The organism is Acidovorax sp. SDU_ACID1, from assembly GCF_045291395.1.
GTDB lineage: Bacteria > Pseudomonadota > Gammaproteobacteria > Burkholderiales > Burkholderiaceae_C > MR-S7.
On sequence record NZ_CP152342.1, the window covers coordinates 3,719,518 to 3,733,614 of the forward strand.

Below are 14,097 nucleotides of genomic sequence, written 5' to 3' on the forward strand. Positions count from 1 at the left end.
TTGCCTATTTTCTCTTGCGCCTTCTTTTCAAGGCAGCGGGTCGGACCAGGTCTTGTAGAGGCGCATCACCTTCTCGACATATTTCTGCGTTTCCGGATAGGGAGGGATGCGCCGACCGTGCTTGATGACCGCCCCCTCACCCGCGTTGTAAGCAGCAACGGCCAGTTCCTTGTCTCCGTCGAACAGGCGCAGCAGATCCGCCAGGTAGCGGCTGCCGACCTGGGCATTGATCCGGGGCTCCATGACGGCGTGCCGACCATCGGGCGACGCGCCTGCCGCCACGCCGTAGCGCGCCGCCGTGGCCGGCATGATCTGCATCAGCCCCAAGGCGCCCTTGTGGGAAACCGCGTCCGCATTGAAGGCGGACTCGGCCGCGGCGACAGCCATGACGAGCATCGGATCGAGCGACTCGGACAGCGCCGCCGATTCCAGATGCGGCTTGACCTGTTCGAAGCCCACCATTTTGCTCAAGGGCTTCGGGCTGGCGGCGCCCTGCCCGGCCACAGCACCGCGCGCCATCGGCACTTGGTGCAGCCAGATGACGCCGCGCTGCGCAGGAGGAACGGCATTGCCTATGTGCACTACCCCCTCGCCATCCACGAATTCCCAGATCGCCTTGCCGTCCGCAAAGACAGGTCCCGCGCAGAGCAGCGACAGCCACAGCGCCGCCGCCCGTATGAAAGATCTCGCCATGCCGTCAACCTCGCCGTGCATTCCACCAACGGCACCACCGCAGCCACAGACCGCCGCTGCCGTCAGCCACCGGGGCGAAACCGGCCACCCGGCGGGAGCGGATCGCTCTAGCGGGAATGCCCGCCACCACCATGCCCGCCGGCACGTCCTGACGCACCACCGCGCCTGCGGCGACCACGGCGCCCCGGCCGATGCGCACGCCTTCGAGCACCACGGCGCCAGCGCCAATCCAGGCGCCGTCTTCGATGACGATCTGCCCGCGGGTGATGCGGTTGCGCGCGATGATCACGTCGCCTTCGTCGATGGCATGCCCGGCGGACAGCAGTTTCACGTGGGGCCCAATCAACACGTCAGCGCCAATCTCCAGCCCTCCTTCGCCAGACAGATAACCGCCAGCATTGACGATGGTGCGCGCGCCGATATGCAGGCGCACGCAAGGGTCAATGTCCACGTCGCCCAGAACGAGCCGCGTATTCACGTACAAGCTCACCTCGTCCGCAAGACTCAGCACCCCCGTGCGGCGGCCGAATCGCATCACGGAAACGGACGTGTCTATCCGGCAGTCCCGGCCCAGGCTGTCAACGCCGGGATGGGAAGCGGTTACCTCAGGAACGCCCAGCAACATGTGTCGCCCGTCCTATCGCCGCCCCAGCAGGCGGCGCAGCAGCCACCACCGCGACTGACTGGCCGACACCTCGGCGCGCAGTTGCTCCAGATCCGTTTGCAGAGTGCGTTTTTCTGCCGCGGATGCTTCGCTGGCCGCGTCCATCGCCGACTGCAGGGAAGCCTGCTGCGCCTCCAGCCGGGCGATGATCACCTTGGCCTCGGCGAATGCCTTCTGGTGCTCCAGCAGCGAGGCATGCTCCTGGTCATGCACGGCCTTGAGGGCATGCAATTCGTGCCGCAGCCTTTCGGCCTTGAAGCGCTCATGCGCCGCTTCGGCCACATGGCCATCGTGCGACGGGGTGGCCACTACCATCCACTGGTATACGTCGAAATCGGGCCAGTTGCACTGCAACTCCTGGCGCAACCCGTCCGTCAGCCCATTCCAGCACCAGGCGAATTCGCTGCGCGTCACCGGAATGCGGTTGGCACCCCAGTAGCGCGGCACCCAGCCGGCGTCCAGCAGCATCTTCTCTGCGCTACGCTTGGTGAGGAAGCGGACGTGCGTGCGGTCGAGTTGCCCCTTGTCGGCATAGTCGAAGACCCCGTTGCGCAAGGCAGCGACCACGCCCGCATACGCGATATTGGGAACCGAGACGACCAGCCGCCCCGATGGCTCAAGGCAGCCTGCCAGGTTCTGCAACAGCGCCTCCGGCTGGTGCAGATGCTCCAGGACGTCGCATGCCAAGATCGCATGGAAGCGCCTGCCCGCCAGTTCGGACAGCCAATCGGCGCGCTCGAGATCGCCCTCAATCACCTGCACGCCCAGGGACTGCAGCGCCTCCAGGGCCTGCGGGTCATTTTCGACGGCTGTCACCTGGTAGCCGCGCTCCACCAGCACCTTGGTCATGGCGCCAGGGCCCGGCCCCAGTTCCAGCACCGCGCCCGGAGGTGGCAGTTGCCGGATCAACCGCGCCGCCCAATCCTCGCCCTCGGGGTCGAAGGCATAGTCATAGCGTTCAATGTTGCTCAAGCGAGTTCTCCCCCTTCAGTCGGCGGCGACCACATCTGGTCCCACTGGCCCCAGCACCACCATGCCCAGGGCCGCTCCCTGACATCGCGCTCCAGCCGCGCGACGACCGCATCGATCGCCAGTTGCGGCTCCGGCGGCAGCGGCTCGACGGCGACGCGCAAGCGGCCGGAACCGCCGGAGTATGTCGCTGCGTACAGCAGCGGAACATTGGTGAATCGGGCCATGCGCTCGATTCCTGTGGTCAGGGTCAAGCGCCCGCCGAGAAACGGATGCCGCCTCAGGCGCTTGAACCCCGGCTGCCAGGCATCGGCCCAGATCACCCACCCCTGCCCCGCCCGCAGGCCTTCCAGCACCGGAGCCAGGCCTTCGTTCGTGGTGCGCCAGTTTCCCCCGGTGACTTCGGCATAGCCCCGGACCTTGCGCAGCAGAAAGCGGCGATGGGCGCCATCAAGCTCCGGATTGTCCAACACCGGCATGGTCAGCACGTGGGTGTGAATCCCCTGGTGCGCCAAGGCCACCGGCGCGGCCAATTGCCGGTCGAAGTGGTTCAGCACCAGGATGAAGCCCTGGCCCTGCTCGCGCAATCGCTGTACGTGCCCGAGCCCCGCCACGTCGATGGAAGGCCCGCTCGGCCTGCCCAGTCGGTGGAACGCCATGGCATCCATCATCTCCTGCGCCAGCATGTCCAGATGCGCACGGGCCCAGTGGGCATGGTCTGAAGACGATGCCTGCGGAAAGATCTGCGCGAAGCGCGACTCTAGCCAGCGCAGCAGATGGCGGCGCTCAGCGCCACGCTCACGCCCGATTTTCGCGGCCAGCCACCAAGGCAATGTCGTTGGAATATGCGCCAGCGACGGAAACACCCAGTCCAGCAGCCAGTCGCGCGTCATTCCACCAGCACCCAATCATGTTCGAGCCAGGTCACGCCAAACTCCCGGTACTTCTCGTTGAGCACTGTGAAAGGCTGGATCAGTTCCGCCATGTCGATGACCTGAAAACCCGAGTCATCGAGCACGTAGGCGCTCCACAGGTATTCGCCCGAGAGCAGCGGCAGCTTCGGAAAGCGCACCCGGATCCTGTGCGTGCCCATGCCCCGCAGCGGTTCTCCCTGGGCGCGAAACTGGGTGCTGGAGCCAAACACGTTGTCCTTGTCCGGCCGCACAATGGCAAACATGACGTGGAATGGCTCATCGCTGTATGACTCGATTTCAATATCGAGAAGAAAATCCTGGAACGAATCCACCTGGGCAGGATTGATTCCATCGGCCGTCTCGGTCGTCAGGCACACGATCTTGGCCAACGCCGCCATCGACGGCTTGGCCACCGGCTTTTCCTGTGCTGCTTCCTGCCGTTTCTGCTTTTCCGCGTTTTCCAGGCGCAAATGGGCATATCGCCGCCGCTCGTGGGCCTCATAGGCGGTGACCACATCTTCCGTCGCCCCGATCGCCTGCACGCGTCCCCCATGGATCCACGCCGCGCGCTGGCAAAGGCTGCGCACCTGGTACAGGTTGTGCGAGCAAAACAGCACCGTGGCCCCGCGCTCGCGCAGGCGCAAGATGCGATCCAGGCTCTTCTTCTGGAAATGTAGATCCCCCACGGACAAGGCTTCATCGACGATCAGCACGTCCGGCTCGATCGCCGTGGCGGCCGCGAAAGCCAGTCGCATGAACATGCCCGACGAATAGGTCTTCACCGGCCGCGCCAACGTGTCGGCATCCAGTTCCGAAAAGTCCGTGGCATGGGCGATGAACACGTCCATCGCCTCGCCCTCCAGCCCGTGCAGCGCCGCCATAAAGCGAATGTTGTCGCTGCCCGACTCCTCGGGATGGAAGCCCGCTCCCAGTTCCAGCAGCGCGGCCACGCGCCCCACCCGTTCTACCGCGCCAGTGGATGGCCGGATGGTGCCGGCAGCAATCTTGAGCAGCGTGCTCTTGCCGGCTCCGTTCTCACCGATCAGGCCAAAGGTCTCCCCCGGCTTGACGTCGAAATCAACGCCCGTCAGCGCTACGTGCACGCGGTGGCGCTGCCGCCCGGAAAGCCACTCCCACAGCCGATCCTGCGGGCGGGCATACACCGCATAGCGCTTTTCTATGCCGTTGAACCGGATGCTCATTACAGCGCCTCGCCCAAAGCCGACTTCATCGACCGGAAGAACCACCACCCGCCGCCGCCCAGGATCACCGTCCAGGCCAGCAAGGCATAGGGCGTACTCCCCGGCATCGGCATGCCCAGCAAGGCCCATTCGACGCACAGCACCAGACAGGCCAGCGGGTTGAGCAAGTACCAGCCATGGAACTTCTCGGGCACCTGAGCCAGCGGATAGACAACGGGGGTCAGGTAAAACCACAGTTGCAGCGCAAAGGACATCATCGAGCCCACGTCGCGCCACAGAAAATGTGCCATGCTGAACATCAGCGTCAACCCATAGGTCAGCGCCACCTGCATCACCACCAGCACGGGCAGCCAAGCCCAGGTGGCGCGCAGCGCCACGCCCTGGCTCAGGCACAGCACCAGCAGCAGCGCATAGCCAATCGCCATCATCAACAGGCTGCCGCCCACTGCCACTGCGGGCAGAATCTCTGCCGGCATCGGCTGTTTTCGCAAAAAGTCCTCATACGCAGCCAAGCTGCCTATCCCCCGGCCAAACGCGTCGGTAAAGGGCAGCCATACTGCCAGCCCCGCCAGCAAATGCAGTAGGTAGCCATGATCCACGTCCAGCCCCGGCACACGGACTGCCAGCACCATGCCGAACAGCACGTAGAAAATGGCCAACGTGGCCAGCGGCTGCACGAAAGCCCAGGCGAGCCCCAACACCGAGCCTGCATAGCGCGTTTTCAGCTCACGCACCATCCAATAACGCCATAGCACCCAGAGCTGGCGCGGCTGGCGCACAGTCTCCTGAGCTGGAGAATGTGACGCAGAAGTCATGACAGCGCGCTGCCGGCACGCACCTTCTGCAAACCGGCTTCGAATTGGTCGGCCATATCAGCCCAGTGCAGGTCACGCGCATAGGCCTCGCCGCGCGCACTCAAGGCACTGCGCCGGGCGTCGTCCTGCAAAAGCCCGCACACAGCGTCAGTCATAGCTTCAGGTGTGGCATCGGTCAGTACAGCCACGTCCTCGCTCAACAGCCATTCCACGTTGAGGCCCCGATTGGATACTACGGTGCAGCCGCAGGCCATCAGTTCCGGCGGCATCAGCGAAGCATTCGTCAACGACAATACCAGCGCCACATCACACTGGCTGAAAACGTCGGCCAATTCATCCGGTGTCACCGTGCCACAAGACAGGTGCGGGAATGGAATGCTGTAGTTCGACGTGTCCCATCCCGCCATGATGAAATGCGTATCCGGCAACCGCTCCCACACCGCCTTGAGCACCAACAGCCCCAGTTCGAACGCACGGCGCTGCGTAGGTGGGCGGGCATAGAAGAACACCCGACGGATGTGAGGCTCGCGGCGCGGCCGACGACGATAACGCTCCTGCTCCACACCGAACCGCACAGGATGGGTGACCATGCCATAGTCTTGCGCCAGTTTGCCGGCCAGCCAATCACCCGCCGTGATGCCAAAAAACCCAAACCGGTAGGTGTTCTCCGCCAACACATGTTCGCTGCCCATGGCGTAGAAATACGGCTCGAAATCCTGCACAAAGTACAGCTTGTGCCTCGCGCCCGTGAAAGCACGCACGCTGTAAGCCGTGTCCCAGCCAGTGGCCATGGCGAACTCACAAGGTGGTAGCCCCGCAAACCCCAGATACACCTGCGCCTGTAGCGGAAAAAAATGCTCCTGAATCTCTGCACGAGCGTCCTGCGCGTTCTGGTGCATAACCGGCTTGCAGATCACGATGCCCGAGCGGTATCCTTTTTGCTCCAGATGCCAGATTGTGCGGAAAATGGTGGTGTGCCCGCCCGAACCGATGTTGAAGTCAGGAATGAACCATAGCAATGTGCCGGGCTCGGATTGCCCTGGTGCCGGCCGGATGACATGGGGCAGCGCAAAGCTATAGTGGCCAAAAACGTCCACATACTGCGGCTGGGCCGGGCCGTAACGCAACCGGCGCCAGATGGCACGTAAAGCACCCCACACTCCGTCGCGCTTCAATAGCGCGGAGACCTGCCGCGCGCGGTGCACCAGCAACACCATCATGCGCCTCCTGCGCGCTGCAAGCGCTCGTCCCGCGACACACTGCGGAGAAGCCAACCGGGCAGGCTATCATGGCGCGTACCCAGGTACTGGCCCGTGGTGCGCGCACACTCGATCAACGCCATATACATTCCATTTTTAAACAGACGCCAACCTCTCAGCCCTGCGTTACGTAGCCAGCCCCAATCGCGCCTAGCTAATCCCAAGCCTGACGTCAAGGCTCGCGCTGGCCTATTTTGCAGGCGATAGCCAAAATACCTCTGAAACGAGCGCGCCTCGTCAAAATTGCGCTGCAGCGTTTCCCACACGCCGAAGTCGTGCGAATGGAACACCACCGCATCCGGTACAAAAGCTTTTCCATAGCCAGCCTCCACGGCGCGTAGCGCCCAAGTCTGGTCTTCAGCAAAAGTCACGTCGGGCAAAGGCAGCTTTTCCCAAACTGTGCGACGGATACAGGAGTTATTGCTGGAAAAAAATGCAGCCATTGGCGATAGCCAGGATCGAGGGCAAACCTCTCGCTGTCTTCCAGCCGCGCAATGGAGAGATCCCTGCCAAAGCCCCCGAAATGCATTTCCAATTCGCGGTGCGTTACATGCCGAGCCTCGACGTGAGCACGGTGCGGGCCAAATGCCCCCGCGACATCGGGCGCCGCATCACAGCCATTCACCAAGTTGCGGAGCCAATGCACATCGGCCGGCTTGGCATCCTGCGTGATAAAAACGAGAAATTCCCCCGAGGACAGGGAGGCCGCAAAATTGCGGGTACGTCCATGGCCGAATTCCGCGGGTGGAATGCATTCCACTCGGACTCCACGCTGACGCGCTAATTCCACCGAGCCATCGCGCGAACCCGAGTCCACGATGATCACTTCGAAAGGCCAGGGCGCTTGCTGCGCCAGTACGGCATCCAGCACCTCACCCAACAAAGCGCCGCCATTCTTAACGGGTATTAAAACAGAAGCGCGCATCAATAAGGACATGCAAAAAACAACCTGCTCGAAGAACGCCCATTTGGCATGTTCTACACGCAGGCAGCTTGGAGAAATAGACCAAACAGGCTAACAAACATCCTCGCCATGAATAGTAACCATTCAAAACCATAGCGACGAACGTCCGCCAAAACCTAATATCAGAAATAATTAATCTTCGAAACCAAACGCAACAAGCACCCAAACACTATAGATCAAAACAAATCTTACCGTTTCAGCCAGATTGTCTTCGCGAAAAACTCGCGGATGGCTCCGCCATCAATCTCCACTCCATATTTTTTGAACAACCTCGCGCGCAACTGCTCGCGTCCATTAGACTGACAATACGATACAGCTCGAGTTGCTGCGAAAGCCCTGGATTCGTCCCATGTGAGTTGACGTGCCGGCCGCTGACTCACCACCTGGAACAGGTAGCTGAAATCACCCTCACGCAGCGGCCCCAGCACCGCACCCGCCTTAGCCGCTCTTAAAGATGCCACGATCGCGTTGTCACCCTCTAAATCAATCCAACCCAGATCACCCTGTGGCTCTAACGTATAGACATCCTGAGCACGCTGGGCCACTTTGGCGAACTGGACACCACCACCATCAATAGCCTGAGCCTGCGCCTTCAGCCACTCCATGGCCGGAAGGCCCTCTATCTCGAAGGTCACAGGCAACATCATCCGCTGCACCCGCGCCTGAGCAGGCACCATGAACGCTTGGGGGTTTTCATCAAAATACTTGCGCGCCTCCCGATCATTCGCCGGGCGCTCACAAACAGGCTCCTGCTTACTCTGTACCCCCAACCCGTACGCATCGTCAAACCGCAAGGTTGCTTCACCACCACCGCTACGGGGGATACCCAAACTCTCACCCTCAAGGTTCAGCACACGGGTCAACGCCATCTCTCGCACCACCTGTTCCACGCCCCATACATTGCGTGCAATTCCACGCAAATCCATACGCCGCTCCAGGTAATCCGCCAGATCCTGCTCACCGATCAACTCGCCATTAGCCATGCGAGCCAGAGGCTTTCCACTCGAGGCGACAGCCAATGCGGTCGAACTCGCCAATACGCAGACCGCCACGGCTATCCAACGCTTCACTTGCTTCATCATGTCCATCAGTCCGTACTCATCAAAAAAACGCCTTACCGCATTAGATCATCGCACCTGCGCGCGTTCCCACACGGGACCATAGATCACTTCAACCCCCGCTTTCTTCTGAGGCAGCGAGGCAGAATTAAGCACGATCAAGTCATCTTCACCATCACCATCTACATCTTTCAATTGCAAGCCCGTGGGAAATCCGCTCACATCCAGCCAACGCGTTTCCAGCACTTCGCCCCCGGAGCTTAGTCGCTGCAGGTAAAGGGAAGTATCAAATCCCCACACCACCACATCATCGGTCAGCGGCAGTGTCGAAACCCCCCTGGCGTCGGAGCAATAATCCATTGAAATGCACCACTGTCCATATCGATGCGCAGGTTGCGCCCACCCAGCTCCAGCGCTACATACAACCAGCGGCCCGAAGGCGATATCCGGGCCTGGCGCGACACAATGCGCTCTTCGCCCGGCACCTTGAGCAATACCTGCGGCATCCCTAGCAAATCGTCGTGAGGCACAAAAAGCACCCGCTGCTCGTCCAGACATGCCACGGCCACGCCACCCGTGGGACTCCCTGGCGCTCGCTCCACACGCACGGGATGCCATGGCGCCTCGCACCACTTGACGCGGGTCACCTGCCCGGCGGGGGCCTTTGGTACTGACCGCGCAGCAGGCTCGCCCGGTATATAGTCCACCCAAGCCACTTCGTTGCGGCTGTATGGCGTAGCCAACAAGCGGTAGCGCCCTTGCTCGGAGCTTACAACAACCACGTCGCGCGGAGGAATACCTACATCAATTTGCTCCAACAGCCGCAGACGCTCGCCCTCTACGCGGTACACATCCAGGCTGTGCGAGGCCTCCACAGAGGCTACCACGAGGTCATCCTCTAGCCATGCAGCCCCATCGGGGTGGTATGCCAGTTTCTGTTTATCCAGTAAGCGCGAGGTGCGCCCCGGACCCAGTTGGTGCAATACCAGCATGCTGTTCTCATGTTCCACGGCTAGCAAGCGGCAACCAGCTTTAGCGGTGCAACGCACTTCGCCACCCCACGCGTCAGGCACGTCCAACTTCAGCCGCTCCACTTGGATGGGCCGGCCCAACGCCGCCGTATGCGCCCCCCCGTGGCCTGACATGCCGCCAATATGACTGCAGTCGCCAGCAGCACACCACAATGAAGAGTACGCACCCAGCCCATACACACCCCCTAAAGCCTTCAGAACACATAAGTGAAAAAACAAATAGCGCCCGAAGGCGCTATTTGAATACGGTCAGTGGCTTGCGCCACTTTTGATGCGAGACAGAGGATGACCTATCGGCCACCTCTCTGTCAAGCCACCATTACTGCGTTGCACCCAGCAGCGTCTGGACGGCGCCAAATGCCGGCAGGCTGATCGTGCTGTACACGAACACGGAGCCAGAGGTAGTACCCAGGGCGCTCTCGCCGTTCACGCTCTTGAAATTGGCAGGAACCTTGCCTGCGTTCCACTCGATGAAACCATCAGTGAAAGCAGTGGTGCCGACCATGGTCGAGGGATCAAACAAATCCAGTTCAGCCTTCGTCAGCACGAAGTTGGTAGAAGTACGCTGCTGCTGGCTGTTATAGATGTCCACCGTATGGCGACCGCTGTGGTCACCCGTGGACCAAACGTTCACAACAGTCTTAGCACCAGCCACACCCTTGGCGTAGCGGGCCGTGATAACAGGACCCGTACCAGGAGTGACTTGGGCTGCACCAGCGATGCTCACCAGACTACGTTCGCTCAGATCCTTGAGGTTGTTCAAAGGAGCAGCAGCAAGAGTCAGGGGGCCGTCGATCACCGGCACCACAGCCACATCGCTGCTAGCCGTATCCACCTGGAATGCGTTGGCGGACAGCAGTGCTGCAGTATTCGTACCCACGGAGCCAGCATTGCAAACTGCCGCTGCATCAGCCGCAGTGCCAGAGGTGTTAATGCCAGCGGCAAATACCAGATAGCCCTTCAGACCAGCAACGGAAGCATCACCCAGATCACTACCCCAGGCCACACCCTTGTATTGGTTTGCCGTCATGGGGAAGCAGCCGTCCAGCACGTGACCAGAGTTTTGGTCATGGAAAACCCAGAACACCGGCACCACGGAATTGGTACGGTTAATGATACCCACGGCGGTCGTACCGCTGGCGGTCAATTCAACGCTGGGGACCACGAAACCATCAGAGTATGTACCGACCGTGTAGGCGTGAGCGACGCCGCCGGTCATTGCCGCTGCCGCAACGGCTGCCAGAGCAAATTTTTTCATCTTAAAGATCCTTAGAAAAAAGAAGGAAGCTTCCCACCCTTGCGGGCTGTGCAACCCATCCGTCAAACCGTTTGGGCTATGCTGATCTTAGCCCCAGCCATCCTGCATTTCAACCGGGTGCAATGCTATTTTAAAAAAAACCGCTGCCTGTTGCACTGCTGCAACGAGCCTTTTAGCATCGCGCCCATTCAAGTCACTGAACAGCGGGACGGTCAGCATGGTACCACTGACCATCGATCCAGATCCACTGATCCTGCCGCTCGGCCGTGATGTTCTTCACACGTACCGCCGGAACCGAATAAGTCATCTTGACATGGACCGCAGCGCGATCGCCCTCGATGGCGCCGGCGCTCAGCACCTTTACCTCGTCATAAACGAGGCCTCCACGCTTGAGATACCCCTGCAGAGTCCAGTCAGGCTTTTTCGACAGTTCTTCGTAGCCCCAGGCCGTGACGCGGTCGTTGTCTTTCATGGCTTGCCAGTAGGCGGTGGCGCGCTGCAGCAATGCCTCTTGGGTTTTCGCACCATGGCCTGGCACTGAAGCACAGCCCATCAAGCTCAGCGCCACCAGGCTGGCAATGGATACCGAGCGGCACAGCAGGCGCCGGCGATGCGGCAGGGACGTCGTCATGTGTGATGTTCTCCTTGTAGGTTAAAGAAGGGGCACAAGGCCAAGCACCCCATTGCAATCAGGGGGCCGCCAGCGGGCTAATTGCGTCCTTGAACGAGGGTGGCACGCTTCGGGGAGGGTCCAATTGTGGCAACGGGGTGAGGTTGGTTTGTGTGGTCAGGCCACGCAGGCGGTCACGCATTTCGGCGCTGGCCGAACGCAGCGCATCGTCGTCTTCGAGCACCCGCGGGGTGAGCATGACCAGCAGTTCGGTGCGGGCACTGGTGCTCTCGGAGGTGGAGAACAGAGCACCCAGAAGAGGAATATTGCGCAAGCCTGGCACGCCATTGTTACCAGCAGTTTCGTTTTCGCTGATGACCCCACCCAGAACGATAGGCTCGCCCGAGCGTACCGCTACGCGTGTCTGGATTTGACGCGCGAGGAAATAACGCTGTCGGGTGGCAGTATCTTCCTCGCCCACATCCGTGACCTGCTGCAAGATGTCGAGGGTGATAAGCCCACTGGCGTTCACGGATGGCGTGACATTGAGCACCACACCCGTATCCTTGTAGGTAATGTTCTCGGTGGCGAAACCGCCAGTGCTGGCAATGGTGGTGGATGTCTTGATGGGTTGCTGCCTGCCCACCATGATGCTGGCACTGTGGTTGTCCAACACGAGCACGGAGGGGCTGGAGAGTACCTTGAGTTGCGAATTGGCAGCCAGGGCATTGAGCGTGGCGCGCACGGCGCCCGCTTTGTTGAGGATGGTGTAGGAGAAGCCCGGTTGTTTGGTGCCAATGTTTCCCGAGCTGTTGTTCGAGTTCAGCAATGATGCTTGGCCCGTACGGTCGCCGCTCATGTGGTTTTCGATGAACCATTCGACGCCGTACTTCAGATTCCCGTTGAGGCTGACCTCGACAATGCTGGCTTCGATGAGCACCTGGGTAGGGGCACGGTCAAGCTCGCGCAAGGCACGCTCAATGCGCCGGTATTCTGCGCGCGGCGCTCGGATCATGAGCGCGTTGCGCGACGCATCCGCCACGATACGGACGTTGCCTTCGAGCGTGCTGACAGACGTTGCAGGCGCCGCAGTTGCGTTATTGGTCTGCGCTCCAGTTCCCAGAGTCCCCAACGAACCGAAGCTGTTATTCGACTGATTATTGCCCATGGAGGTTTGCTGACCGCTGCCAAAGATGCCGCTGCTGCGGGAGGAGCCGAACTGCGAGGGCGCGGATCCCGCCGCCACGCCCCCCACCCCACCCGCCCCACCCGCCCCGAAGAGTCCGTTAAGCATCTCTGCCATCTTGACGGCTGAGCCGTTTTGCACGGAGTAAACGAACAGGCTGTGCTCTAGGCCATCGGTAGGCTTGTCGAGGCGACGGATCCAGGTTTCGACCTGCTGGAGGATGTGGCTACGCGGTGTGACGACCACGAGCGCATTGAGCCGTTCCACGGGGAATAGGCGGATCAAGCCGGACAAGGGGCCAGCAGATGCCGAAGTGATCACCGGGCTATTGGCAGCCGGGTTAGCAACTACGGAGCCGCCCACCCCGGGACGAGGGGCAGAAGAGCCGCCCGTCCTCGGCGACGCAGGACTGCCGCCGCTGCCGCCAAATGGCGAAGACCCGGTACCGTCGCTGCCCAGCATGGCTTGTAGTGCTTCGTTAACGACACTGACATTGGCGTTTTCCAGCACAAATACGCCTAGCGACATGCCCGCAAGGAAATCCACATCGAAGGCCTCCACCATCTCCAGCCATCCGCTGATCTGAGACTTGCTGCCTTGCAGGACGAGCAGGTTGCGGATGCTGTCAACGTAGGTGATAGCCTCACGCGATGCCAGGGGTGCCAGAATTTTGGCCATCTCGGCTGCGGCGATGTGGTTGAGCGGCACGATGACTGTGCCCGATCCTGCTAGATCCTTGACCCTGGCCGCGCCCACAATAGGACGCGTCCCCACCGTGACCGAGCGCTTGGTGACGTGGTACACCCCAGCATTGTCCCGGTTGATGACAAGGTCGTGCGGCAGCAGCACAGCGTCGAGCACTTCAAGTACCTGGCTGCGCGGGAGAGGCTGGCGGGTGTGCAGGCTGACGACGGCATCGCCACCCGCGTCAATGGTGTAGTTGAGTTTGAGTAGGTCGCCCAGCAAGGCTTCGGCTAGATTGGCAACGGAGATGTTCTCAAAGTTCAGAGACACCTTGTCTCCACGCGCGAGCATGGGATCGATCTTGGGCTTGAGATCGGGCTTGAACTGGTTGTCGTTGCCCGGGAACAGGTGCGCCTTGGTCGATGCAGGCTCTGCCTGTGCCTGCTGTGCCCCAGACTGCGTGGCGAGTTGGGGCGCGGCTGCAACTGCCTGCTTAGCGGGCAACGGAGAGATTGCCGACGGTGAAACTTGGACAGCCTCGTCAGCGGAGGGCACGCCATTCGTGCTGGCACAACCCACTGCAAGCAATGCCAGCATGAGGATGGATGGCCTGATATTCATAGAGATGTCACTCCAATATATTGGTGCTGCATACCGCAGGCGCGTCCGGCTCACGGCCGGCGCGCACGCACCGGCGCGGGAGCTTTCGGCGGGGTGGCACCCGCTTCCAGCAGCCGCTCTATGCGCCGGTTGTCGGTGGACAGGAACACGGCCTTGCGGCCATCGAATG

The 14,097-nt window shown here is 61.1% G+C and carries 15 protein-coding genes; all 15 read right to left on the reverse strand.

What is annotated here, in order from left to right:
- Positions 1–27: 27 nt before the first annotated feature.
- The 15 genes from AAG689_RS18290 to gspD all read right to left on the reverse strand — a co-directional run bounded on the left by AAG689_RS18290 (position 28) and on the right by gspD (position 13,928).
- Positions 28–693 carry a lytic transglycosylase domain-containing protein gene (locus AAG689_RS18290; protein WP_406623189.1) on the reverse strand — a complete coding sequence of 222 codons (666 nt, stop codon included), beginning with the start codon at positions 691–693 and terminating at the stop codon, positions 28–30.
- A 4-nt stretch (positions 694–697) separates the two neighbouring features.
- Positions 698–1,318, reverse strand: coding sequence for a DapH/DapD/GlmU-related protein (locus AAG689_RS18295; protein WP_024000703.1), 621 nt, complete (start codon positions 1,316–1,318; stop codon positions 698–700).
- A 12-nt stretch (positions 1,319–1,330) separates the two neighbouring features.
- A complete protein-coding gene (locus AAG689_RS18300) occupies positions 1,331–2,329 on the reverse strand; it encodes a bifunctional 2-polyprenyl-6-hydroxyphenol methylase/3-demethylubiquinol 3-O-methyltransferase UbiG (protein WP_020226506.1) in 999 nt (332 codons plus the stop codon).
- A complete protein-coding gene (locus AAG689_RS18305) occupies positions 2,326–3,219 on the reverse strand; it encodes a lysophospholipid acyltransferase family protein (RefSeq protein WP_406623190.1) in 894 nt (297 codons plus the stop codon). The genes AAG689_RS18300 and AAG689_RS18305 overlap by 4 nt, the downstream gene beginning before the upstream one ends.
- A complete protein-coding gene (locus AAG689_RS18310) occupies positions 3,216–4,442 on the reverse strand; it encodes an ABC transporter ATP-binding protein (protein WP_406623191.1) in 1,227 nt (408 codons plus the stop codon). Before AAG689_RS18310 ends, AAG689_RS18305 begins: the two co-directional genes overlap by 4 nt.
- Complete coding sequence (locus AAG689_RS18315) at positions 4,442–5,179, reverse strand: ABC transporter permease (RefSeq protein ID WP_406623192.1); 738 nt, start codon at positions 5,177–5,179, stop codon at positions 4,442–4,444. The genes AAG689_RS18310 and AAG689_RS18315 overlap by 1 nt, the downstream gene beginning before the upstream one ends.
- A 74-nt stretch (positions 5,180–5,253) precedes the next feature.
- Positions 5,254–6,477: a glycosyltransferase gene (locus AAG689_RS18320; RefSeq protein WP_406623193.1), complete on the reverse strand. Its 1,224-nt coding sequence runs from the start codon at positions 6,475–6,477 to the stop codon at positions 5,254–5,256.
- Positions 6,474–6,896 (reverse strand): hypothetical protein, encoded by a 423-nt coding sequence (locus AAG689_RS18325; protein ID WP_406623194.1) that lies wholly within the window; start codon positions 6,894–6,896, stop codon positions 6,474–6,476. The genes AAG689_RS18320 and AAG689_RS18325 overlap by 4 nt, the downstream gene beginning before the upstream one ends.
- Positions 6,884–7,453 carry a glycosyltransferase family A protein gene (locus tag AAG689_RS18330; RefSeq protein ID WP_406623195.1) on the reverse strand — a complete coding sequence of 190 codons (570 nt, stop codon included), beginning with the start codon at positions 7,451–7,453 and terminating at the stop codon, positions 6,884–6,886. The genes AAG689_RS18325 and AAG689_RS18330 overlap by 13 nt, the downstream gene beginning before the upstream one ends.
- Before the next feature lie 215 nt (positions 7,454–7,668).
- Entirely contained in the window at positions 7,669–8,568 is a 900-nt protein-coding gene (locus AAG689_RS18335) for a peptidyl-prolyl cis-trans isomerase (RefSeq protein WP_406623196.1), read from the reverse strand.
- Between the two features lie 39 nt (positions 8,569–8,607).
- Positions 8,608–8,898, reverse strand: a complete 291-nt coding sequence (locus AAG689_RS18340; RefSeq protein WP_406623197.1) for a hypothetical protein — start codon at positions 8,896–8,898, stop codon at positions 8,608–8,610.
- Positions 8,853–9,530, reverse strand: a complete 678-nt coding sequence (locus tag AAG689_RS18345) for a hypothetical protein (protein ID WP_406623198.1) — start codon at positions 9,528–9,530, stop codon at positions 8,853–8,855. Before AAG689_RS18345 ends, AAG689_RS18340 begins: the two co-directional genes overlap by 46 nt.
- Positions 9,531–9,888: 358 nt before the next feature.
- Positions 9,889–10,827, reverse strand: a complete 939-nt coding sequence (locus tag AAG689_RS18350) for a hypothetical protein (RefSeq protein ID WP_406623199.1) — start codon at positions 10,825–10,827, stop codon at positions 9,889–9,891.
- 193 nt (positions 10,828–11,020) lie between these two features.
- Positions 11,021–11,458, reverse strand: coding sequence for a hypothetical protein (locus tag AAG689_RS18355; RefSeq protein ID WP_406623200.1), 438 nt, complete (start codon positions 11,456–11,458; stop codon positions 11,021–11,023).
- Between the two features lie 58 nt (positions 11,459–11,516).
- Positions 11,517–13,928 carry a type II secretion system secretin GspD gene (gene gspD / locus AAG689_RS18360; protein WP_406623201.1) on the reverse strand — a complete coding sequence of 804 codons (2,412 nt, stop codon included), beginning with the start codon at positions 13,926–13,928 and terminating at the stop codon, positions 11,517–11,519.
- Between the last annotated feature and the right edge of the window lie 169 nt (positions 13,929–14,097).